General features: G+C 68.4%; 21 protein-coding genes. 14 read left to right on the top strand and 7 right to left on the bottom strand.

What is annotated here, in order from left to right:
* Positions 1-40: 40 nt before the first annotated feature.
* A complete protein-coding gene (locus tag ABGB08_RS09760; RefSeq protein ID WP_347588591.1) occupies positions 41-907 on the bottom strand; it encodes a hypothetical protein in 867 nt (288 codons plus the stop codon).
* Between the two features lie 263 nt (positions 908-1,170).
* Between ABGB08_RS09760 and ABGB08_RS09765 the strand changes: the two genes are divergently transcribed.
* Complete coding sequence (locus ABGB08_RS09765; protein ID WP_347588593.1) at positions 1,171-2,364, top strand: spherulation-specific family 4 protein; 1,194 nt, start codon at positions 1,171-1,173, stop codon at positions 2,362-2,364.
* Between the two features lie 118 nt (positions 2,365-2,482).
* Positions 2,483-2,782 carry a hypothetical protein gene (locus ABGB08_RS09770; RefSeq protein WP_347588595.1) on the top strand — a complete coding sequence of 100 codons (300 nt, stop codon included), beginning with the start codon at positions 2,483-2,485 and terminating at the stop codon, positions 2,780-2,782.
* 25 nt (positions 2,783-2,807) lie between these two features.
* Here ABGB08_RS09770 and ABGB08_RS09775 read toward each other — a convergent pair whose 3' ends face one another.
* Positions 2,808-3,257, bottom strand: coding sequence for a hypothetical protein (locus ABGB08_RS09775; protein WP_347588597.1), 450 nt, complete (start codon positions 3,255-3,257; stop codon positions 2,808-2,810).
* A gap of 145 nt (positions 3,258-3,402) precedes the next feature.
* On the opposite strand from ABGB08_RS09775, the gene ABGB08_RS09780 reads away from it, so the two are divergent.
* Together ABGB08_RS09780 and ABGB08_RS09785 are read left to right on the top strand one after the other, a co-directional pair.
* The gene (locus ABGB08_RS09780; protein WP_155355354.1) at positions 3,403-4,245 is read left to right on the top strand and encodes a helix-turn-helix transcriptional regulator; all 843 of its coding nucleotides are present in this window, start codon (positions 3,403-3,405) and stop codon (positions 4,243-4,245) included.
* Positions 4,242-4,460, top strand: coding sequence for a DUF397 domain-containing protein (locus ABGB08_RS09785; RefSeq protein WP_155351348.1), 219 nt, complete (start codon positions 4,242-4,244; stop codon positions 4,458-4,460). The genes ABGB08_RS09780 and ABGB08_RS09785 overlap by 4 nt, the downstream gene beginning before the upstream one ends.
* A 90-nt stretch (positions 4,461-4,550) precedes the next feature.
* On the opposite strand, the gene ABGB08_RS09790 is transcribed toward ABGB08_RS09785, so the two are convergent.
* The 3 genes from ABGB08_RS09790 to ABGB08_RS09800 form a co-directional block, all read right to left on the bottom strand.
* Entirely contained in the window at positions 4,551-4,907 is a 357-nt protein-coding gene (locus ABGB08_RS09790) for a hypothetical protein (RefSeq protein ID WP_155355355.1), read from the bottom strand.
* Between the two features lie 270 nt (positions 4,908-5,177).
* Positions 5,178-6,593, bottom strand: a complete 1,416-nt coding sequence (locus tag ABGB08_RS09795) for a protein kinase (protein ID WP_347588600.1) — start codon at positions 6,591-6,593, stop codon at positions 5,178-5,180.
* Complete coding sequence (locus ABGB08_RS09800; protein ID WP_347588602.1) at positions 6,580-7,584, bottom strand: LacI family DNA-binding transcriptional regulator; 1,005 nt, start codon at positions 7,582-7,584, stop codon at positions 6,580-6,582. The genes ABGB08_RS09795 and ABGB08_RS09800 overlap by 14 nt, the downstream gene beginning before the upstream one ends.
* A 268-nt stretch (positions 7,585-7,852) precedes the next feature.
* Here ABGB08_RS09800 and ABGB08_RS09805 point away from each other — a divergent pair, with 268 nt between their 5' ends.
* Positions 7,853-8,188, top strand: a complete 336-nt coding sequence (locus ABGB08_RS09805) for a hypothetical protein (RefSeq protein ID WP_347588604.1) — start codon at positions 7,853-7,855, stop codon at positions 8,186-8,188.
* Between the two features lie 17 nt (positions 8,189-8,205).
* Here the strand turns inward: ABGB08_RS09805 and ABGB08_RS09810 are convergent, their stop codons facing one another.
* Positions 8,206-8,769, bottom strand: a complete 564-nt coding sequence (locus tag ABGB08_RS09810; protein WP_347588606.1) for a GMC oxidoreductase — start codon at positions 8,767-8,769, stop codon at positions 8,206-8,208.
* Positions 8,770-8,995: 226 nt separating this feature from the next.
* On the opposite strand from ABGB08_RS09810, the gene ABGB08_RS09815 reads away from it, so the two are divergent.
* From ABGB08_RS09815 to ABGB08_RS09830, 4 genes are all read left to right on the top strand, one after another.
* The gene (locus ABGB08_RS09815) at positions 8,996-10,543 is read left to right on the top strand and encodes a DUF4331 domain-containing protein (protein ID WP_347588608.1); all 1,548 of its coding nucleotides are present in this window, start codon (positions 8,996-8,998) and stop codon (positions 10,541-10,543) included.
* Positions 10,540-11,781, top strand: a complete 1,242-nt coding sequence (locus ABGB08_RS09820) for a tetratricopeptide repeat protein (RefSeq protein ID WP_347588610.1) — start codon at positions 10,540-10,542, stop codon at positions 11,779-11,781. Before ABGB08_RS09815 ends, ABGB08_RS09820 begins: the two co-directional genes overlap by 4 nt.
* Positions 11,771-12,139: a hypothetical protein gene (locus tag ABGB08_RS09825; protein WP_347588612.1), complete on the top strand. Its 369-nt coding sequence runs from the start codon at positions 11,771-11,773 to the stop codon at positions 12,137-12,139. Before ABGB08_RS09820 ends, ABGB08_RS09825 begins: the two co-directional genes overlap by 11 nt.
* 130 nt (positions 12,140-12,269) lie before the next feature.
* The gene (locus ABGB08_RS09830) at positions 12,270-12,944 is read left to right on the top strand and encodes a DUF305 domain-containing protein (protein ID WP_347588614.1); all 675 of its coding nucleotides are present in this window, start codon (positions 12,270-12,272) and stop codon (positions 12,942-12,944) included.
* Between the two features lie 4 nt (positions 12,945-12,948).
* On the opposite strand, the gene ABGB08_RS09835 is transcribed toward ABGB08_RS09830, so the two are convergent.
* Positions 12,949-13,527, bottom strand: coding sequence for a hypothetical protein (locus tag ABGB08_RS09835; protein ID WP_347588616.1), 579 nt, complete (start codon positions 13,525-13,527; stop codon positions 12,949-12,951).
* Positions 13,528-13,569: 42 nt separating this feature from the next.
* Between ABGB08_RS09835 and ABGB08_RS09840 the strand changes: the two genes are divergently transcribed.
* The 5 genes from ABGB08_RS09840 (at position 13,570) to treY (ending at position 21,131) form a co-directional block, all read left to right on the top strand.
* Entirely contained in the window at positions 13,570-14,244 is a 675-nt protein-coding gene (locus tag ABGB08_RS09840; protein WP_347588618.1) for a response regulator transcription factor, read from the top strand.
* The gene (locus tag ABGB08_RS09845; RefSeq protein ID WP_347588620.1) at positions 14,241-15,536 is read left to right on the top strand and encodes an ATP-binding protein; all 1,296 of its coding nucleotides are present in this window, start codon (positions 14,241-14,243) and stop codon (positions 15,534-15,536) included. The genes ABGB08_RS09840 and ABGB08_RS09845 overlap by 4 nt, the downstream gene beginning before the upstream one ends.
* Positions 15,537-15,584: 48 nt before the next feature.
* Complete coding sequence (locus ABGB08_RS09850; protein WP_347588622.1) at positions 15,585-15,893, top strand: helix-turn-helix domain-containing protein; 309 nt, start codon at positions 15,585-15,587, stop codon at positions 15,891-15,893.
* A gap of 893 nt (positions 15,894-16,786) precedes the next feature.
* Positions 16,787-18,889 (top strand): glycogen debranching protein GlgX, encoded by a 2,103-nt coding sequence (glgX, locus tag ABGB08_RS09855; protein ID WP_347588624.1) that lies wholly within the window; start codon positions 16,787-16,789, stop codon positions 18,887-18,889.
* 55 nt (positions 18,890-18,944) lie between these two features.
* The gene (gene treY, locus ABGB08_RS09860) at positions 18,945-21,131 is read left to right on the top strand and encodes a malto-oligosyltrehalose synthase (RefSeq protein ID WP_347588626.1); all 2,187 of its coding nucleotides are present in this window, start codon (positions 18,945-18,947) and stop codon (positions 21,129-21,131) included.
* The last annotated feature ends 20 nt before the right edge of the window (positions 21,132-21,151 follow it).

Genomic DNA, 21,151 nt, shown 5'->3' on the forward strand with positions numbered 1-21,151 from the left:
CGGCCGGAATCAGGTCGGAGAGTTCGCGATCAGGTGGGGTCTAGAGGGCTGCGCGGTAGATGTCCTTGGTGAGTTTGGTGATCTTTTTGGTTGCGTCGTGCCAGGGGGTGGTTTGGGTGGTGAGGAGGACCAGGATGTAGCGGTTGCCTAGGAGGCCGGTGGTGTGGAGGACCGGGTGGGTGAAGTCGACGTCGGCGAAGGATGTTCTGGCGCGGACGCATTTGGAGGGGGGGATGGAGCCGTAGCCGGACCAGCCTTGCTTGATGGCCCAGGGTTTGGGGACGGCTCGGGGGATGCCGAAATATTGGTCGAAGCCGTCGCTGCCGCATTGGTCGGCTTTGCGGAGCTGGGTGAGGATGGTGGTGCGGACCTTGGGGTCGGCTTTTTCGAGGATGTAGCGGTAGACCTTGGCGATGTCGAGGGCGCTGATGGCGGTGTAGCCCCAGAAGCCGGGTTTGTCGGCGGGCGGGGGGCTGGTGTCGGTCAGGCCGATGCGCTTGGTCATCCGGAGGATGATCTTGCCTTGGCCGCCGCGGCGCCAGAGGGCGGTGGCCGCGTTGTCGTCGCTGACCCGGAGCATCGGCTGGAGCAGGGCGAGGTCGGGCTTGGCGACGTCTTCCAGGTGGTCGATGGCGATGAGAAGCTTGACCACCGAGGCGGAGCGGAACCGTTTGTGTACGTTCCGGTAGACGGTCACCTTGCGAAGTTCGCGGTCGAACACCACGTATCCGGCGGTCACCCCCTTGGGGACGAGCACGGGCTTGCGCGCGGTCGGGGAGGGCGAAGGCGTGGCCGCGGAGACGAACGAGGCCGCCTTCGCGACCGGGACTTCCGCCTCCGGCGCGCAGCCGGCGACAGCGGGAGCGGCAAGAAGTAGGGCAACGGAGGCCACCATGGTCGGGCGCACGCGCCAAAGTTAGCCGACGATCGGAATTCGTCGCGCCGATATGAACCATTTTCGGGTTGTCCAGCGGTGGATGGATCGGTGATTTGTGGCCGCCCGGCGACTCATGCCACTAACCTTCTGTGCTCATGGTGCTACTGCGGGTCATCGCATCCTTCGTCCTGTTATTGCCGCCGATTCCTAGCGCGGAAATCGGTCAGTTGCTGGGAATTCCCGCGTATTTCGCGCCCGAGATGTGGAATCGCCTGAGCGGCCCAGGAATCGCGGTGGCCAATCCGGTATCCGGACCGGGGCGTACCGTCGATCTGGAACTCGCGAACGCCATGCGCGCGGCGCATGAGCGCGGCGTCACCGTGCTCGGCTACGTGACAACCGCATACCTAGGCAGAACCGGCCGGGCAACCCGATTCGGCGAGACCGATTCCGCCTCCTGGCTGGCCCAGACCCAGCAGGAGATCGCCGCCTGGTATCGCCTGTACGGCGCCCACGGCCTGGCCGGAATCTTCCTGGACGAGGTCGCCGACGACTGCCCCTCCGCCCCCGGCTACCGCGACCTGCGCACCTTCACCCGCCGCTACGACCCCGCCGCCCGCACGGCCGCCAACCCCGGCACCGGCGTGCCCGAATGTTTCTCCGACGTCGCCGACATCCTCCTCTCCTTCGAAGGCGACCTGGCCACCTACCGCGGCTGGCAGCCCCCACCCTGGCAACTCACCCAGGACCCCCGCCGCTTCTGGCACCTCGTCCACGACGCCCCCACTCCCACCGAGGCCATCAACCTAGGCAAACAACGCAACGCCGGCTACATGTACGTCACCCCCGACGTCCTCCCCAACCCCTGGGACACCCTCCCCGACGACCCGTACCTCACCACCGAGAAATCAGCGGCCACCGCCCCCGACACCATCCCCCCATCCCGCCCCGGCCCCCCAGAAGCCACCCGCCGCGAGCCAACCACCCTGTCCCTACGCTGGCCACCCTCCCCAGACGCCGCCGCCTACGACATCTACCTCAACGGCCAGCACACCACCACAACCCTCGGCACCGCCCCCACCATCAACCTGACCTCCCTCGAACCCGGCCACTTCTACGAAATCCGTACCCAAGCCCGAGACCATGCCGGAAACCTCTCCCCCTTCAGCCTCCCCACCCGCCTGTACACCACCCCCTGCCCCGGCGTACGCCCCACACCGGCCAACCCCCTCAAAACCAGCCAAATCAGCCCCTCAGGCTTCCGCCTAACCTGGCAACCATCCCCCGGCGCCCTCACCTACGACATCTACCGAGACGGCCTCCTGATCTCCTCCACCCCCGCCACGACTCTCGCCATCGGCGCCCTCACCCCCGCCACCTCCTACACCTTCACCGTCGTCGCCCGAAACGACTCAGGCGCCACCTCCGGCCCCGACCTGACGGTCACCACCGCCCCCACCGGAAGCACCCCATCACCGACAGCATGATCGCCTACCAGGCCTGTCCGGAAGAGGATCAGCCCGGGGACGGTTGGACCGCCCCGGGCTGTTACGTCGGGAGTGTCAGTTGTGTTCGGGGCGCTGCTGGGGCTCCCGGAACGGTGACGTGTGGGCGGAGCGCGACGGCGATTGTGCGGGCGACTGCGCGGATGTCGAGCGCGCGGACGAGGACCGCGAGGCCGATGCGGACGACGACCGTGAGGACGTGGACGACGAGCGGGCGGACGGTGAGTCCTGGGTGGACTCGCGGCGGGCGATTCGGGCCTCCTTGATGGCGGCCTTCTTCGCCTTGCCCGTCGCCTTGGACGATTTCTTGTTCGGGCTGTCAGGCATTTTTCCCCCGGTTGTTGTGTTTTGCGGCTTATGGATGCATCTGATGCGGTTGATACCCATTTCAGCCGGTTAACACCCGTGACTTGGAGTCATCTGCCTCAGGGGGCCGTGTGCGCGCCGCCGTCCGAGCGGGAATGCCTGCCACGCTTGGGCTCCCGGGGCGATCGGGTGACCTCGAACCACACCGTGGTTCCGTGGTCGGTGGTCAGCGCGCCCCAGAGCGGGGTGAACTGGGAGACCAGGTGCACGCCGCGGCCGAGTGCGGGACGCGTCCAGCAGGGGCAGCGCGACTGCGCGGAGAGCACCACGCGGGCGGCCGCGGGGGTGGTGCTGACCGCGATCGTGTAACCGGCGCGATCACCGCAGGCGATCGTGTGCCGGAGCGACTCGGAGATCAGCTCGCCGGCCAGTTGGACGGCATCGTCCCGGCACGGATGACCCGCGCCGAGGCAGCGGGAGATGAACCGGCGGGCCGCGCCCGCCTCCGCCACGGCGCCGAAGTAGGGCCGCGAGATCACGGTTCTCTCCGCGCGGTTGAGAATTGTCATCCTCTGATAACTCCCTGTGCACCTGTACAGGCAGGGCTCACTCAAAGCCGTGGCAAACTTCAGTTAATCCTGCACCGTGGAATGCATCTTTGCAATCCTGCGAATGCAATATTGCAAAGTGCCGTTTGTGGGGAGTTGTTCGCTTATGAGCGTAGGGCGAAGCCCGTCGGTCCGGCTGAGACGCCTGGCCGGCGAGCTCATCCGGTTGCGCTGCGAGGCGGGCTACTCGCGCGAGGAAGTGGCCCAGCGCCTTGGGCTGGCCAGCTCCACGGTGTATCGGATCGAGACCGGGCACACCCGGCCCCAGGGCCGGACCATGCGGGATCTCCTGGATCTCTACGGCGCCAACGGACACGAGCGGGACGCCCTGCTCGAGCTGATCCGGGACGCCGGGCGTCGCGGGTGGTGGCACCATTTCGGGGACGTGCTCCCCGGGCCGTACGTCGGACTGGAAGCGGAAGCCGCCAGCGTCCGGAACTACGAGCCGGTGATGCTCCCAGGACTGCTGGAGACCGAGGCGTACGCCCGTGCGGTGATCAGTGCGGCTCTCGTGGAGGACCCCGAGGAGATCGAGCGGCGGATCACCGTGCGGCTGGAGCGGCAACGGCGCCTGACCGACCCGGCCTTCGAACTCTGGGTGGTGCTCGACGAGGCGGCCCTGCGGCGTCCAGTAGGCGGACCGTATGTCATGGCCGAGCAGTTGCGCAGGCTCCAGGAGATCGCCGTCCAGCCGAACGTCACCATTCAGGTGTTGCCGTTCGAGGCGGGGGCCTACCTGGGGATGGGCAACCCGCTGGCGATCCTCACCTTCGCGCATCCCGAGGATTCCGACATCGTCTTCCTGGAGAGCGCGGGCGGAGAGCTCTATCTGGAGACCTCCGACGACGTTCACCGCTATGCCCAGGTCTTTGACCATCTCCGCGCCGCCGCGCTCAGCCCGGAGAAATCCAGAGAGAAAATCGAATCGGTCGAGAAGGAGATGGCATGAAGGGCGTTCAGCCTGCGGATCTGGCCGGCGCTACGTGGCGTAAGGCCACCCGTTCGAACACCCAGGGCAACCAGTGTGTCGAGGTCGCCCAGCTCAAGCACGGAATAGCCGTGCGCGATTCCAAGGACCCCGAAGGACCCAAGCTGATGTTCACCCCGGGCGAGTGGGACGCCTTCGTGCACGGGGTTAAGGGCGGCGAATTCGACCTGTCCTGATCTCGAATAAACCCGTACGGCCCGTGCTCCACCTCCCGGAGCGCGGGCCGTACGTCACGGTCGGGCCGGCGAACGTTCAGGCAAGAGAGATCAGCTGCAGGCCGCGCGGAGCTCGGAGTCGAAGTTCGCGCTCTTGCTGGTGAATTCGGTGATCGAGTTCGGGTCGGAGGCGTCGATCTTGAGGTCGGCCCAGGTGCTCGCCATGCTGTCGAGGGTCTTCTTGAGGTCCCCGTCGGCCTTGGCGGAGATGTCGGTGAGCTTGCCGGACAGGTCGGTGTTGGCCTTGTTGATGGCCGCGATGTCGGTGCCGGCAGTGGTCACCTGGGAGGTGTAGTCGAGCAGCGCCTTGGTGGCCTCGGCGCACAGCGCGGTGTTGGCTCCCAGCCCGCAGGCGGTCAGGAACGTGGTCGCGGCGACGGCGACAATAGCGAGGCGAACGATTCTCATCGGAGCGGAAGCCTTCCTAGTGATCTCGGGACGTCAGTAACCCTAGGGAGGCATCCTTGCGGAGCGCTTTCACATGGCTTACAGCTCTTTACACAGACCTTATCTGGCAGGGCGAGTTCTGAAAGATTCAGGTATTTCCCCCGGGTCTGCCATGCTTTTCAAGGGTAGCAAACCATGATCACTGGGAGCGCTCCCATACGCGAGCCTATTTAGACGGGTTTGTCAACCCCCGTTCCGGTGCGGCTCGCGGTCCGCGAGCCGCACCGGCCGTCAGGTTCCCCGCGCCTCGAACGCCGCCTTGATCTGGTCCAGCGCCGCGTCGAGCTTCGACTTCAGCGCGGGCGTGAGCACGCCCTCGCGAAGCCGGTCGGCCAGCTTGATCCGGATGTTGCCCACCGCGTTCGGATCATTGTTCGCGATCATGTTCCCGACCAGATTCTTCAGATCCTGGACGGCTTCCGGGGTGATCTCCCCGCGCCCGGCCCCGGCTTCGAGCAGCCCCACGAACGCGGCCGAGGCCTCCTCGACCGAAGCGGAACCGGCCGGGCTCGCCAGCGGCAGCGGCGCGAGCGTCCGGGTGCCGACCGGCTTGGTCGTGGGGGAGGGCCGCGCGACCGGGTCGGGGTCGGGGTCCGGCTTCGGTTCCGTGGTGCGCTCGGGGTTGAGGATCGGTTCGGCCCGCTCGGTGGACTCAGCGGCCTCCCCGGTGGGCTGGGTGGCGTGCGCCGCCGGGGTCGGCAGCGTCTCCGCCGCCACCCCCGCCGGGGCCAGAGTCGGCTGCTGCCAGAGCAGCACGCCCAGCGCCAGCACGCCCGCGACCCCCGCCGCCCACTTCAGCCAGCCGGGCTCGCGCCCGGTCTCGCCGGGCATCAGGGCCTCGGCCACCTCACGCGCGCTCGGCCGCATGGTCGGATCGGGGGACAGGCACTGCCGGCACAGCGCCGCGATCTCCGGCGGCAGCCCCGGCACGCTGTCCGGGCTGGGCGGCGGGCCGTCCCTGCGGGCCGCCTCGATCCCCTCCCAGGTCGTCTCCGGGTACGGCGGAACGCCGGTGAGCATCTCGTACAGCAGGACGCCGAGGGAGTAGACGTCCACGGCCGGGGCGGCGGGCAGCTCCTTGAGCCGCTCCGGCGCCACGTAGGGCGGGGTGCCGAAGTCGGCCACCAGCTCGTCGTCGGCCTCGCCCGCGAACACGGCGATGCCGAAATCGAGCAGCTTTGCCCCGTCCGAGGCGAGCAGCACGTTCTCCGGCGTGACGTCGCGGTGCACGATGCCCCGCTCGTGGGCCGCGGCCAGCACCAGGGCCAGCCGGGCGGCGATGGCGGTGGCCTCCAGCCAGGGCAGCGGGCCCTCGCTGAGCCGATCCGCCAGTGATCTGCCTTCCAGGAGCCGCATCACGACGTACGCGGCGAGCCGGCCACGCGGGGTGACCGTCTCGCCGTAGTCGTACACCTCGATGGCGTCCGGGTGGATCAGCCGGGCGGTGGCCCGGGCCTCGCGCCTGATCAGCTCGCGGCCCGGGTTGTCACCGTCCAGTGCCCCGTCCAGCACCTTGATCGCCACAGCCCGTTGTAAGGACTGGTCGAAGGCACGCCAGATCACTGACATGCCTCCTGTGGCGATCCGCTCCTGAAGCAGATAGCGACGGGTCAGGACGTCGCCTTCGGCCAGCTCAGGTTGATTCACGGACGATCAGTTCCGTGGGCAACACAGGGTTTCCCTTGGGTATCTCGTCCTCGGCGAGGGCCATGAGCAGCATGCGCGCCGCCAGGGCGGCGAGCTCCTCTACCGGTTGGCGGACGGTGGTGAGGGCGGGGGTGGTGTGCCGGGCGATGGGCGCGTCGTCGAAGCCGATCACCGCGACGTCGTCGGGCACCTTGCGCCCGGCCCGTCGCAGCGCCTGCATCGCGCCCGCGGCCATCACATCGGACGCCGCGAACACGGCGTCCAGGCGTGGCGCGCGCTGCAGTAACCACTGCATCGCGTGCGCGCCCGAGGCGTGGGTGAAGTCGCCGTAGGCCACGGGCATGTCGGTGATGCCCGCGTCCCTGAGCGTCTCCCGGAAACCGTCGAGACGGTCCCGGGCGGCGGGCAGGGTCGGCGGCCCGGCGATCGTGGCGATCACCCGGCGGTTGCCCAGCAGCAGGTGTTCCGCCGCCTGGCGTCCGCCGTCCCGGTTGTCCATGTCGACGAACGGGAGGTCCACGCCGTCCGGCGGCCGGCCCGCGCTGCGCACCGGGATCCCGGAGGCGGCGAGGGTGACGGCCAGTGGGTGCCTGGCCCGGGCGCCCACCAGGAGCACCCCGTCCACGGCCCCCGCGACCAGCGGTGGGGCCGCGATCGCCGCGGTGGCGGGGGTGGCCGTCATCACCACGAGGGGGACCCCGTGGGAGGCGAACACCTCCTCGGCCGCCGACAGCAGTCGGGCGTAGAAGGGTTCGCTGAACAGCCGTGGAGTCTGCTCGCAGATCACGGCGGCCACGATCTGGTCGGTGCGTCTGGCGGTCGAGCCCCGAGGGGCGCGGCGCCTTACATAACCAAGGCGGGACATGGCGTCGTGCACCTGTCGCCTGGTCGATGTAGTGACGCGTACCGAGCCCGTCAGGACTCGGGAAGCGGTTGCCGGGGAGACGCCAGCAGCGGCGGCTACCTCTGCGAGGGTGGGAAGATCGGCCATCCGGTCTCCTCAGGCCCGAAGTGTGTCACGCGGCGGCTTGGGAGCGCTCCCAAGAACGTATCACTGTTTCGGGCGTGTCAACAGAGGTTTCGTAGCGATGAAACCTTTCATCGTTTTTCACCGGCCTTGCACATGCGTGCAGGGTAGATGAACGCTTGCCAATCTGTGGGGATATCGGGGCAATCGGGGCTCCTATGTCCGGGAATATGACGGTGTGCAGTCAGAAATATGCACAAAGTAGTCAGATCTCGCGACATGGAGAATTCACATGATTCGTCCGATTGTTGTCCTGGCGGGTGCGGCCCTTTTCGCCGCCCCGGTCGCTCAGGCCGCGTCCGCGCCGACCTCCTACACAGCGCAGGACCAGGCACGCTACCGGATTCCGCTGCCGATCATCGATAGCCTGCGCGCCGGGCTCGGGCTCGGCGGGGGTGGGGGTGGCCTTCTCGGCGGGCGCGGTGGCCCGCTCGGGGGGAGTGGCGGGGGTCTGGGCGCCGGAGGGCTTGGCACGGCGGTGGTGGTCGCCGGAGGCCAGGGCAACGAGACCACCGGCTACCCACCGGCGCCCGCCGCCCAAGGCGTGCGGCCGGTCCAGATTTACTGAGCCGCTCGTTACCACCGTCAGCGTGACACTGGATACCGGGCCTCGGCGATGATGTCGGCGCTGGAGTTCTCGGAGAGGGTGGCCACCGGGGCCCAGATGAAGAGTCCGGGGATGCGGGGGAAGGCCGAGGCATCCACCACCCTCAGGTTGCTCGTCCCGCGCACCCGGAACCTGGCGTCCAGCACGGCCGTCGGGTCCGAGTCGGGGCCGATCGGGTTGGTGCAGGAGGCGTGGTGACCCCAGGCCTCCTGCCGTACCCAGGCGGCGATCTGCTCCGGGGACCTGACCTGAGGGCACGGCCAGACCTCGGTGCCTACCTTCCCGTTGATCCTTCTGATCATCTCGACCGCGTCCACGATGGCGGCCACGTCCCGGTCGCCGCCCCTGCCGTCGTCGAACTTGCGGAAGTTGATCACCGGCGGGTGGGCGGGGTCGGCGGAGCGGAGCCGTACCGTGCCGGTGCGGGAGTCGGCGTAGCCCTTCAAGACCAGCCAGGTGAAGCGGTCCTTGGCGTAGCCGGGCGGGCCGAAGCCGGGCTTGTAGCCGTGGAAGTCGACGGGCGCGCCGAAGGCGATGGTCATGAGTCCCGACGTCCCGCGCGTGCGCGGTGCCGGTACTGGCCAGCAGAGCCGCGGCCGCGCCCAGCCGGAGCGCGTCCCGCCGGTGGAGCGTATGTACCTGATCTTTCATATCCGTCCCCGATTGCCGCCAGCGGAAGGGGGGACGATCACCACTGATCGCTCTGTGTAATCGAAATCATTACACATCGTGATACTGGAAACCTGGCATATCTCGATGAGGAAAATCATGATTCAGGCCTCGAAGCGGATAGCGGTCGTGGGAGTCGGGGGCTCGATGCTCGCCGCGGGCTTCCTGGCGGGTCCCGGCACGGCCCCCGGTCTGGCGTCCAACCATGTCGACGCCCCGACCCAGATTCTCGACCCGCAGATGGACGTGACCGACCTGTACGCGTTCACCAGCCCCGACCGCCCCGACACGGTCACGGTGATCTGGAACTACGTGCCCTTCGAACTGCCGATCGCGCCGCTGCCCTGGTATCGCTTCGCCACCCAGGGCTTCTATGACCTGCACTTCGACAGCACTGGGGACGGCAAGCCGGAGCTGACCTACCGGTGGTATCGCAACGGCGACGGGTCGGGCGATCCGAAGGCCAAGCCGAGCAGTGTCTATCCGGACTTCGGGAAGCCGCTGCCGCAGGGTGGGGACAATTTGAGCGCGTATACCGGGGGTGCCGGGAGTTGGGAGCAGCCGCCGGGGGTGTATCCGTACACGCCGGAGGCCACTGATCCGTATGCCGGGCGGGCGGCGAAGCCGTGCGCGGGGAACGTGCGGTGCAAGACGTTGTTTCCCCAGACCTACCGGTTGGAAGTCATTCGTCCCGGGCAGCGGCCGAAGGTGCTGCTGGAGAACGCGCCCGTCGGGCCGTACGGCATCGAGCCGAAGTTCGCGGAGAAGTGGAAGCGGGCGATCGTGCCGCTGCCCGGTGGCGGGCAGACCTTCTCGGGGCAGGTCAAGGACCCCTTTTCCTTCGACTTCCGGGCCATCGCGCTGATCAGGGTGGGGATGCCGGTCGCGCCGCCGTTCGACTTCTTCACGCCGTTCAACGTGCACTCGATCGCGATCCAGGTGCCGAAGGCGGAGCTGGCGCTGGGCGGGGACGTGCAGCGCAATCCGGTGGTGGGGATCTGGGCGACCTCGTCGCGGCGCTCGCTCAACCTGCTGGACAAGGCGGCGAAGCCCTATCGGCAGGTGTCCCGGCAGGGGCTTTCCATGTTCGGGGACAGCCTGATGCCGCATCTGTTGCGGGACGCCTATCACAACGCCTCGTCGCCGCAGACCGATCACAAGTGGCCGGCGATGATCAAGGCGGTGCATCATCCGTATGCGTCCAAGCTGCTCGCGCCCGGGTTGCTCGCGCTGCCGCCGAAGGAGCCGCGGATCGATCTGGAGCAGGTGTTCCTCACCGGCATCGCCAAGTCCACCGGGCCGATCAAGATGGATCTGACCTCGCATGTGCTGAACCGGGACGCCGACCGGACCAAGATCGTCCCCGCTGAGATGACCCGGCTGAACATGATGACCCCGGTCACCCCGAAACCCAACCAGTACGGGCTGATCGGCGGTGACCCGCAGGGCTGGCCGAACGGGCGGCGGCTCACCGACAACGTGACGGTGGCGTTCATCCGGATGGCGATGGGCGAACCCGCGGGCCGGGGCACGCTGCTGCCGACCTGGCTGAGCCCGATGACCGGTCCCGCCAAGCGGATCACCGACAGCTTCCCGTACGAGGCGACGCCCGACGTCCGCCGCGCGGTCAACCGGACGCGGCGATGAAATGCGCCGCGCTTCCGTTGCTGGCGGCGGCCTCGCTCGTGGCCGTCGCCCTGGTCCTGTTCTCCGGAGCCGACCGGGAACCGGGCCCGCCCCCCGTCCGCGCGTTCGCCTTCGATCTGGCCGGGCGGATCGCGGCCGACCAGCGCTATCTCAAGCAGGCGCCGCAGGACGCCACGGTCTGGGCCGAACTCGGCCTCGGCTACGTCGAGCAGGCCCGGCTCACCGCGAATCCGGCCTACTACCCGAAAGCGGAGGGCGCGCTGCGCGAGTCGCTCCGCCTGCGGCCGGGCGGCAACGACACCGCCCTGGTCGGGATGGCCGCGCTGACCGGGGCCAGGCACGAGTTCGCCGGGTCCCGGGACTGGGCGATCAAGGCCGCCGCCGCCAACCCGGCCAACCCGCTCGCCCACGGCCTGCTCTCCGACGCCTACGTCCAGCTCGGCGACCTGGCCAAGGCCCAGACCTCGCTGCAGACTATGCTGGACGCCAAGCCGGGCATGGCCTCCTACACCCGGGCCGCGCACCTCTTCCGGATCAAGAAAGAGTTTCCGCGCGCCGCGCACGCGCTCAAGCTGGCCCTGGACGCCGCGGCCGGGTCCGCCGACATCGCCGACATTCACTGCCGCCGGGGCGAGCTGGCCTGGCAGACCGGCCGGCCCTCGCTGCGCGCCTACGAGCAGGCGCTGGCCGCCTGGCCCGGCTACCCGGCCGCGCTCGCCGGGCGCGCCCGCGCGCTGGCCTCGATCGGCCGCAACCAGGAGGCCGTACGCGCGTACGCCACCGCGGTCGCCCGCAACCCCGAGCCGCAGACCCTCATCGAGTACGGCGAGCTGCTCCAGTCCCTCGGCCGGAAAACCGAGGCCGAGACGCAGTTCCGGGTCCTGCGGGGCGCGCTCAAGCTGTCCGCCGCCGGCGGGGTGGCCGGCGATCTGACCGCCGGGCGGTTCGAGGCCGACCACGGTGACCCGGCGGCGGCCGTGACCCACCTGGCCAGGGAGTTCGCCCGGCGGCCGACCGGCGAGGTGGCCGACGCCTACGCTTGGGCGCTGCACCGGGCCGGGCGGAGCCGGGAGGCCATGGCCCACGCCCGCGACGACACCGCGCTGGCCGCCTTCCACCGGTCCAAGATCGAGCGCGCGCTGGGCCGGAACGCGGACGCGGCCCGTAGCCTGGCCCGGGCGAAGCGGCTCAACCCGAACCTGCCGAACCTGAGGATGGAGGTAGCCCGTGGACGGTGACCTGCTTCGCCGACTGGTGGACGAGGTGGTCAAGCAACTCGGCGGCCAAGCCGAGGTGCAACTGGACGAGGTCGAGGAGTGTGACCCTTACTGGGAACCCGGGGACGACAGCACCGCACCGACCTCGGTCCGGCACAGCTACGTCGTCCACGTCCACAGCGCCCTACCCGACATTTCCGACATCGTCTTCGGCGCGGTACGCGAACGCATGGGCCCCGACTGGCGCGTCACCGAACGCCCCGTAGGCGAAACCTTCGCCGTCGACTTCACCACCCAAGACGGCACCTTCCTCGGCGTCATCTTCGACCCCAAAGGCAACGGCCCCGTCGTGGTAATCGGCCGAACGGGAAGTTCTTAGCGAGTGGTTCTCGGGCTCCCACGATGACGAAACCTCGTTCTCGTGGGAGCTCCCGGAGGGCGTAGGGACATATCGCCCAGCTAATCCGTCTGAGCTCGGACTTATCCAGGTTTCGGTAAGGTCCAGCGTCATGACGACCTTCAGGCGGATCGCCGTACCCCTTCTGGCGACGATGGCCGTGCTCACCGCGTGCAGTCAGGAGACCCCCGAGGCGGCGCCCGCCAGCCCTTCGGCCAGCGCCGAGACGTCCTCGGCCGTGGCGTCTCCGTCGCCGTCGCCCTCCCTCGTGCCGAACACGTCACCGGAGGCCGGCTCCAGCTCTGAACCGTCGGCGGTGCCGACCCCGGAGAAGGGCTACAACGACGCCGACGTCACGTTCGCGGCCTCGATGATCCCGCACCACCTGCAGACTCTCGACCTGACCCAGCTGGCGGGCACGCGGGCGCACGACCTGTGGGTCAGGGATCTGGCCGGGCGAGTCCGGAGCCAGCGGGAGCCCGAGATCCGTGTGCTCAAGGGTTTGCTGGACAACTGGGGGGAGCAGCCGCTGCCGCGCGACCAGAAGCTCCCCGGCGGCGTCACCCAGGCCAAGATGACCGAGCTCGCCGCCGCCTCGGGCACCGCTTTCGACCGGATGTTCATCACGCTGATGATCGACCACCACGAGGGCGCGCTGGCTCTGGCCACGAGCGAGCAGGAGCAGGGCGCACACGGCGACGCCAAGGCCCTGGCCGGGGGAATCCTGGTCACCCAGGAGGCCGAACTCAAGGAAATGAAGAAGTACCTGTCCCGGCTGAAGAAGTGACCGGTCAGTTTTCGTAGGTGTCCAGGCGTGGGGGCAGGGCGTTCCACGTGCAGAAAGCCGAGGATTCCTTGGTGCCCTGCAGGAACGTGATCCGCAGCCAGTGGGATTCCTCCCACACCTTCAGCTCGTAGCCGTCGGCGGGCGTGGCCGATACCATCCGGCAGTCCTGTTCCCGCACGGCGATCGTCGCCCGCCCGCCCTTCAGGGTGAACGTGTGCAGCACCTCCCCCGGGGCGGTGGGGGTGGGGGTGGTTTGCGTGGTCCTCGGGCGGGGCTGGGTCGTTTCGGGGGCCGCTTTGGTGGGCCGTACCGGCTGGGGAGTGGCGGTCGGACGGCGCGTCGGGGACTTCGACGGCCGTGGTGTGGATTTGTCCGAAACCGGGATGGAGGGCGGCGGTGAGAGCGGCCGGGACACGCCGGAGACGCCGGTCGGCGGGGCGGCCACCAGGAGCGGTGCCAGGGGTTCCTCGCCGAGGACGGTGGTGTGGAGCACCTGGCCGACGCCCAGCCAGGCCACAGTGACCGCGAGGGCGGTCGCGCCGGACCAGGCGAGGGTGTACCCGATTGCCCTTGGCAGGTGCATAAGTACGAATTATGACCTAGATGTGCCGTAGCGTATCGGGCCATGGCGACCGTTCTGGTGGTGGAGGACGACGAGTTCGTCCGTTCAGCGATCATCCGGGATCTGGTCGGGCGCAGCCACGCGGTACGCAGCGCGGGAAGGGCTCTCGACGCGCTCCGCGACATCGCCCACTACCCGCCCGACGTGGTCATCCTCGACCTCGGCCTGCCCGACCTGGACGGCGCGGAAGCGCTCAAGATGCTCCGCGCGATCTCCGACGTGCCGGTCATCGTGGCCACCGCCCGCGACGACGAGCGCGAGATCATCCGCCTGCTCCGGGCGGGCGCCGACGACTACCTGGTCAAACCGTTCTCCGGCGACCACCTGAACGCCCGGCTTGAGGCGCTGCTGCGCCGGGCCAGAGCGGTGCCCGCCACCAGGACGATCCGCGTGGGCGGGCTGAGCGTGGATCCGGACCGGCGGGAGGCGTTCCTGGACGGCACCCAGCTGGAGCTGACCCGGCGCGAGTTCGACCTGCTCGCCTACCTGTGCGCGAGGCCCGGCACGGTGGTCTCGCGCAAGGAACTGCTGGCCGAGGTGTGGCGGCAGTCCTACGGCGACGACCAGACCATCGACGTGCACCTGTCCTGGCTGCGGCGCAAGCTCGGGGAGAGTGCCTCCCAGCCGCGTTACCTGCACACCGTTCGGGGAGTCGGCGTGCGCATCAGCGCCCCGTGAGGCGGGGCCTGGCGCTGGTCGCGGTGGCCGTCACCGCGATGGTGGCGCTGGCGTTCCTGATCCCGCTGGCCGCCGTGGTCAAGGAGGTCGCCGAGACCAAGGCCCTGGCCGAGGCGGAGCGGCAGGCCACCGCGATCGTCCCCGCCCTGGTGGTAACGGTGGACGCGAAACGGCTCGAACGGGCCTTGGCCAGCACGCCGGCCGGGGCCGCCGGTCGGCTGGCCGTGCACCTGCCGACCGGCACGGTGGGACGCACCCGCGCCCCCGCCGACGCGGTCGCCTCGGCCCGTTCCCGGACGATCCGGGTGACCGGCGGTTACGTCCTGCTCCGCCCGGTCGCCCTGGACCGCGGCCGGATCGTGGTGATCGAGGTGTACGCCCCTGAGTCGGATCTGACCAGGGGCGTCGCCACGTCATGGGCGGTGCTGACCGGGGTCGCGATCACCCTGGTGGCCGGATCCGTGGTGGTGGCCGACCGGCTCGGCGCGCGCGTGGTGCGGGCGACCCGGCGGCTCGGCGCCGCGGCGGTCTCGCTCGGCTCCGGGGACCTGTCGGTACGGATCCAGCCCGACGGCCCGCCCGAACTGGTCGCCGCCGGGCAGGCGTTCAACACCATGGCCGACCAGGTGGCCGGTCTGCTCGCGGCCGAGCGCGAGATGGCCGCCGACCTGTCCCACCGCCTCCGTACGCCCCTGACCGCCCTTCGCCTGCAACTCGGCGACCACGGCCCGGCGGTGGAGCAGGTGGACCGGCTCGAACGCGAGGTGGACGCCATCATCGAGACCGCGCGCCGTCCCGCCCGCCCGGTCGCCGGGCGCTGCGACGCCGCCGAGGTGCTGCGCGAGCGGCTGGTCTTCTGGTCGGCGCTGGCCGAGGACCAGGGCCGCCCGTGGGAGCTGGTCGGGGCGGACGTCCCCGCCCTGGTGCCGGTGGCCGCGACCGAACTGAGCGCGGTCATCGACGCCACCCTCGGCAACGTGTTCCGGCACACCCCCCAGCGCACCCCGTTCACGGTCACCCTGCACCAGGGCAGCGGCATCGTCGGCATCCTGGTCGCCGACGCGGGCCCCGGCATCGCCGACCCGAAGGGTGCGCTGAAACGCGGCCACAGCGGCGCGGGCTCCACCGGCCTCGGCCTCGACATCGCCCGCCGCCTGGCCGAATCCACCGGCGGTTCGGTCCGGGTCGAACGTTCCGTTCTCGGCGGCGCGGCCGTACAACTGTGGCTTCGCACCGCACCCCAAACCCCGAAGCCCCGCACCCGCCGCCTGCTCGGACGCGCCCTGAATTGATGCCGATAGAGTCGGCGGCGTGGAATTCCGGGTGCTGGGCCGATCTCGGTGATCGGCGCGGACGGTGTCGCCCTGGACATCGGGCCCGCCCAGCAGCGGGCGGTGCTGGCGCTCTGCCTGCTGGCCGCACCTCGCCCGGTGAGCGCGTCCCGCCTCATCGACGCCCTCTGGGAGGACGGCGCCTCCGCCGGTGCGCTCAACACCGTCCAGGCGTACATCTCGAAACTGCGGCAGGTGCTGGAACCCGGCCGCGCTTGCGGAGGCGCGGCGTCGATCCTGGCGAGCAGGCCGGGCGGGTACGCGCTGGACCGGCTGGCGTCCGCCTACCGTTCGCTGAGCTTGGATACATGCAAGTAGCCATTTGACCTGCCGCTATTCGCCGTACACGTTCGGGAGAACATCCCATTCTCGAATACAGGTAGGTTCGAGCATGAAGCTACGGTTCCTCGGTAGCACCTCCGGCGACGGCCAATGCCCCACCTTGTACGAGACCGATCGCGGCACCTACGTCGTTCAAGGTGATGTGGTGACCGACCCCGAAGGCAGACGCCCCTGCGAACCTCCGGACTCGGTCGGTATTGCTCAGCTGCCGTATCGCCCAGTCACCGGTGACAGGGTCGCCGACAACAGCACCGACATTCATGAACTCGCTTGTCCGCGGATCAGGGAGACAGCAGACGGTCGAGTAGACGTAACGGCCCATTCCACCCTCCCTTCAGATCAAAGCACGGATACGCTTGGCCACGGCCGGGGCCCGATGCTCAAGGAACCAGCCAAGCGCTTCCAGATCTTCATCCGTTACCGGCCACGATGCCGGCACACCACGAAGGACCTTGACGAGCGCGTCTCGTGGCGGGCAACCGGCGAGACACTTGACGAAGTACGAGGCGCCATCGTTTCCGAGCGCCCGGAACGGGCTGGCAAAAGATGCCGAGACCACAGGAGCGGGGATGGCGACCTGGAGAGCGTCGAAGTCGTCGGTGCGTCTGTCGACGAGGCAGTCAGCTCAACCAAAGATTATCCTCCGATCTGCTCGCAGCCTGCCCGGTGCAGCATAGGCAGGGCAGGTATTCGGGTGCCCTAGTCCGCTCGCACAGATAGCAAGCTGTGACTTCGAAGCGTCCCCGATGACTCGCTCTCGGTCACTGACTGCGCATCCAGGGTGCGCGGAGCTGGATGATCTTTTGGACATCTGGGCTTAACACGGGAAGTCTGGGCAGGGACTGGAGGTGGCGTGGACGATGGGTGGCATGCGAGAGATATGGCCGGGGGATCCCTATCCGTTGGGGGCTACGTATGACGGGGCGGGGACGAATTTTGCGCTGTTCAGTGAGGTTGCGGATGGGGTTGAGCTCTGTCTGTTCGATGAGGAGGGGTGGGAGGAACGGGTCCCGCTGACCGAGGTTGAGGCGTTTGTGTGGCACTGCTACCTGCCGGGGGTGCAGCCGGGGCAGCGGTATGGGTATCGGGTGCACGGGCCGTACGCGCCGGAGGAGGGGTTGCGGTGTAATCCGCACAAGTTGCTGCTCGATCCGTACGCGAAGGCGATCGAGGGGGCGATCAAGTGGGATCAGGCTGTCTATGGGTACAACTTCGGGCAACCGGACAGCCGGAACGATGAGGACTCCGCGCCGTACATGCCGCGGTCGGTGGTGATCAATCCGTTCTTCGGGTGGGGGCATGATCGGCCTCCGGCCACGCCGTATCACGACACGGTGATCTACGAAGCCCATGTGAAGGGGCTGACGATCAATCATCCGCGGATTCCGGAGCGGATTCGGGGGACTTACGCGGCGCTCGGGCATCCGGAGATCATCGATCACCTGACCAGCCTGGGAGTGACGGCGATCGAGCTGATGCCGATCCACCAGTTCGTCAGCGACGACGTGCTGGAGAAGCGCGGGCTGACGAACTACTGGGGATACAACACCATCGGGTTCTTCGCGCCGCATCACGCCTACTCCAGTTCGGGGGAGCGGGGCGGGCAGGTGCTGGAGTTCAAGGCCATGGTCAAGGCCCTGCACGAGGCGAACATCGAGGTCATCCTCGACGTGGTCTACAACCACACGGCGGAGGGCAACCATCTGGGGCCGACGCTGAGCATGCGGGGGATCGACAACGGCAACTACTACCGGCTGGTCGAGGACGACCGGCGGCACTACATGGACACCACGGGGACCGGCAACAGCCTGCTGATGCGCTCGCCGCACGCGCTGCAGTTGATTATGGACTCGTTGCGGTACTGGGTCATGGAGATGCACGTGGACGGGTTCCGCTTCGACCTGGCGTCGTCGCTGGCCCGGGAACTGCACGAGGTGGACCGGCTGAGCGCGTTCTTCGACCTGGTCCAGCAGGATCCGGTGCTGTCGCAGGTGAAACTGATCGCGGAGCCGTGGGATGTGGGGCCAGGGGGATATCAAGTCGGGAATTTCCCGGCACGGTGGACGGAATGGAACGGGCAGTACCGGGACACGATCCGGGATCTGTGGCGGGGCGAGCCCGCACGGCTGCCGGAATTCGCGTCCCGACTGACCGGATCGAGCGACCTCTATCAGGACGACAGTCGCAGACCAGCCGCTTCCATCAATTTTGTGACATGTCATGACGGGTTCACGCTTGAGGATCTCGTTTCGTACAACGAGAAACACAACGCGGCCAACGGTGAGGACAATCGGGACGGCGCCAACGACAACCGGTCCTGGAATTGTGGGGTGGAAGGGCCGGCGACCGGGCCGGTGGCGCAGCTGCGGGAGCAGCAGAAGCGGAACTTCCTGGCGACGCTGTTCCTCTCGCAGGGCGTGCCGATGTTGTCGCATGGGGACGAACTCGGGCGTACGCAACAAGGGAACAACAACGCCTACTGCCAGGACAATGAGATCAGCTGGGTGGACTGGGAGGAGAACTGGTTACTGCTGGACTTCACCCGGCGGGTGGCGAAGCTGCGGCGGGAACACCCGGTGTTCCGGCGGCGGCGGTTCTTCTACGGGCGGCCGGTCCGCGGGTCGGACGATCAGCTCAGCGATATCGTATGGTTCACCCCGTCAGGGACGGTGATGACCGACGGCGACTGGAGTAACGGGTACGCCCGGGCGCTGGCCGTCTTCCTCAACGGGGACGCGATCACCGAGCCCGACCGCCGGGGGCGGCGGATCACCGATGACTCGTTCCTGCTGCTGTTCAACGCGCACTTCGATGTGATCACGTTCACCATTCCCAAGGATTACGGCGAGATGTGGACGACCGAGCTGGACACCGCCATGCCCATCAGCACCGATTCCCGGATGTGCCGGGCGGGCGAGGGGGTTCCGGTGGCCGGGCGGTCGGTACGGGTGTTGCGCCGCGAACCGGGGTGATCCTGGCTTTCGCCGGTCCGGAAAGGTCAGTATGGGTGCTGTGAGAGAGGCCGCCATGACGTCCACATACCGGGTCCAGCTGACGCCCGAGTTCGGGTTCCGCGAGCTCGCCGACCTGGTGGGCTACCTTCGCGACCTGGGCGTCGGGCACCTTTACCTGTCGCCCATCCTGCAGTCGGTGCGCGATTCCCAGCACGGCTACGACGTGATCGACCACTCGCGGGTCCGCGACGAGTTCGGCGGCCAGAAGGGGCTGCTCGCGCTGGCCGGGCAGGGGATGGGGATCATCGTCGACATCGTGCCCAACCACATGACCGTGCCGACGCCGGAGTCGGAGAACGCGCCGCTCTGGTCGGTGCTGCGGGAAGGGCCGGACTCGCCGTACGCGAACTGGTTCGATCTGACCTGGCCGGTGGATCTGCCGGTGCTGGGGGACGATCCGGAACTGGTCGTGGATGGGAGCGTGCTGCGTTACCACGACCACGAGTTCCCGGTCCGGGCCGGGACCGAAGGGCTGCCGCTGCACGAGCTGCTGGTGGAACAGCACTACCGGCTGGTGTCGTGGCGGGATTCGCCGGGGTATCGGCGGTTCTTCGACGTGTCCTCGCTGATCGGGCTGCGGGCGGAGGATCCGGCGGTCTTCGACGCGACGCACGAGGTCGTGTTGTCGCTGGTGGCGGACGGGGTCATCGACGGGCTGCGGGTGGATCACCCGGACGGGCTCGCGGATCCGCGCGGTTATCTGCGGCGGTTGCGGGAGCGGGCGCCCGGGCCGTTGTGGGTGGAGAAGATCCTGATGGACGGGGAGCGGCTGCCGACGGACTGGGACTGCGACGGGACCACGGGGTACGACGCGCTCAACATGGTGACGCGGCTGTTCGTGGATCCCGCGTCGCGGGACAAACTGGTGCGGACGTTCACTCGGCATACGGGGCTGCCGGATGACTACGAGCGGGTCAAATACGACGGCAAGAAGCAGGTGCTGGACCTGTTCTACCGGGGCGAGGTGGATCGGCTGACCGCGTGCCTGGGGGAGCCGGGGCTGCGGGACGCGCTGGTGGAGTTGCTGGCGGCGATGCCGGTCTATCGGGCGTACGTGAATCCGGGGGAGGAACCGGATGAGGAGGCCAAGCGAGTGATCCAGTCGGCCGCCTGGGAGGCCGCGGGGCACGCGGATCCCGCGGCGGTGGCCAGGGTCGCGCAGCTGGTGTTGCGGGGGCCCGCTGAGGCGGTGACGCGGTTCCAGCAGACGTGCGGGCCGGTGATGGCGAAGGGCGTGGAGGACACCGCGCTGTATCGGTGGTTCCCGCTGGCGTGCCTCAACGAGGTGGGCGGGGAGCCTGATCGATTCGGGGTTTCGGCAGCCGAGTTTCATGCGTTTTGTACGGAAATGCGGGCGACGACGATGACGACATTGTCGACGCATGACACGAAACGCTCCGAGGATGTCCGGGCCCGGCTCGCGGTTTTGTCGGAAATTCCGGATGTGTGGGCGGAGGCGGTGGAGTCGTGGGCGGGAGCCGTACGATTCGACCCGACGCTTGATTATCTGGGCTGGCAGACGCTGATGGCGGCCTGGCCCATCAGCCCCGCACGTTTCACGAAATATCTCCTTAAAGCGGCGCGTGAGGCTAAAACCTCGATTTCTTGGCAGAACCGGGAGCAAGGGTACGAGACCGGTGTCCGGGAGTTCGCGGCCCAGGCCATCGAGCTGTGCGGCTACTCGGTCGCGTCCTTCACCGCCGTCGTGGACCGCTACGCGCGCGTCAACTCGCTCGGCCAGAAGGTGATCCAGCTGATGATGCCCGGCGTGCCCGACGTCTACCAGGGCAACGAGATCACCGACTTCTCGCTGGTCGACCCCGACAACCGCCGTCCGGTCGACTTCGCGCGGCGGCGGGAGCTGCTGAAAACCGGCGAGGACAGCTGGGACGGGCAGAAGCTCCTCGTCACCACGACCGCGTTGAAGCTGCGGAAGAGGCTGGCGCCGGATCTGCCGTACGTGCCGATCGACACCGGGGAGCACGCGGTCGCGTTCGCGCGCGGGGATCAGGCGGTGGCGGTGGCGACCAGGCTCCCGTACCGGCTGGAGCGCGGCGGCGGCTGGACGCACGAGACCCTGCGCCTGCCGCCCGGCAACTGGCTGGACCTGCTGACCGGTGTCGAGCACACCGGCTTGATCCCGATGGCTCACCTGCTGTCCCGTTACCCCGTTGCAATCCTGGAGCGGAATACCCGATGAGTCCTATGGGAAATAGGTGA

The sequence above is a fragment of the Acrocarpospora sp. B8E8 genome (assembly GCF_039871605.1).
Lineage (GTDB): Bacteria > Actinomycetota > Actinomycetes > Streptosporangiales > Streptosporangiaceae > Acrocarpospora > Acrocarpospora macrocephala.

What these genes read in the sequence shown, in the direction of transcription:
- ABGB08_RS09775 (WP_347588597.1), bottom strand. Translation starts at nt 3,257, where the DNA reads ATGACAATTCTCAACCGCGCGGAGAGAACCGTGATCTCGCGGCCCTAC.
- ABGB08_RS09780 (WP_155355354.1), top strand. Translation starts at nt 3,403, where the DNA reads ATGAGCGTAGGGCGAAGCCCGTCGGTCCGGCTGAGACGCCTGGCCGGC.
- ABGB08_RS09785 (WP_155351348.1), top strand. Translation starts at nt 4,242, where the DNA reads ATGAAGGGCGTTCAGCCTGCGGATCTGGCCGGCGCTACGTGGCGTAAG.
- ABGB08_RS09790 (WP_155355355.1), bottom strand. Translation starts at nt 4,907, where the DNA reads ATGAGAATCGTTCGCCTCGCTATTGTCGCCGTCGCCGCGACCACGTTC.
- ABGB08_RS09800 (WP_347588602.1), bottom strand. Translation starts at nt 7,584, where the DNA reads ATGGCCGATCTTCCCACCCTCGCAGAGGTAGCCGCCGCTGCTGGCGTC.
- ABGB08_RS09805 (WP_347588604.1), top strand. Translation starts at nt 7,853, where the DNA reads ATGATTCGTCCGATTGTTGTCCTGGCGGGTGCGGCCCTTTTCGCCGCC.
- ABGB08_RS09810 (WP_347588606.1), bottom strand. Translation starts at nt 8,769, where the DNA reads ATGACCATCGCCTTCGGCGCGCCCGTCGACTTCCACGGCTACAAGCCC.
- ABGB08_RS09815 (WP_347588608.1), top strand. Translation starts at nt 8,996, where the DNA reads ATGATTCAGGCCTCGAAGCGGATAGCGGTCGTGGGAGTCGGGGGCTCG.
- ABGB08_RS09820 (WP_347588610.1), top strand. Translation starts at nt 10,540, where the DNA reads ATGAAATGCGCCGCGCTTCCGTTGCTGGCGGCGGCCTCGCTCGTGGCC.
- ABGB08_RS09830 (WP_347588614.1), top strand. Translation starts at nt 12,270, where the DNA reads ATGACGACCTTCAGGCGGATCGCCGTACCCCTTCTGGCGACGATGGCC.
- ABGB08_RS09835 (WP_347588616.1), bottom strand. Translation starts at nt 13,527, where the DNA reads ATGCACCTGCCAAGGGCAATCGGGTACACCCTCGCCTGGTCCGGCGCG.
- ABGB08_RS09840 (WP_347588618.1), top strand. Translation starts at nt 13,570, where the DNA reads ATGGCGACCGTTCTGGTGGTGGAGGACGACGAGTTCGTCCGTTCAGCG.
- glgX (WP_347588624.1), top strand. Translation starts at nt 16,787, where the DNA reads ATGCGAGAGATATGGCCGGGGGATCCCTATCCGTTGGGGGCTACGTAT.
- treY (WP_347588626.1), top strand. Translation starts at nt 18,945, where the DNA reads ATGACGTCCACATACCGGGTCCAGCTGACGCCCGAGTTCGGGTTCCGC.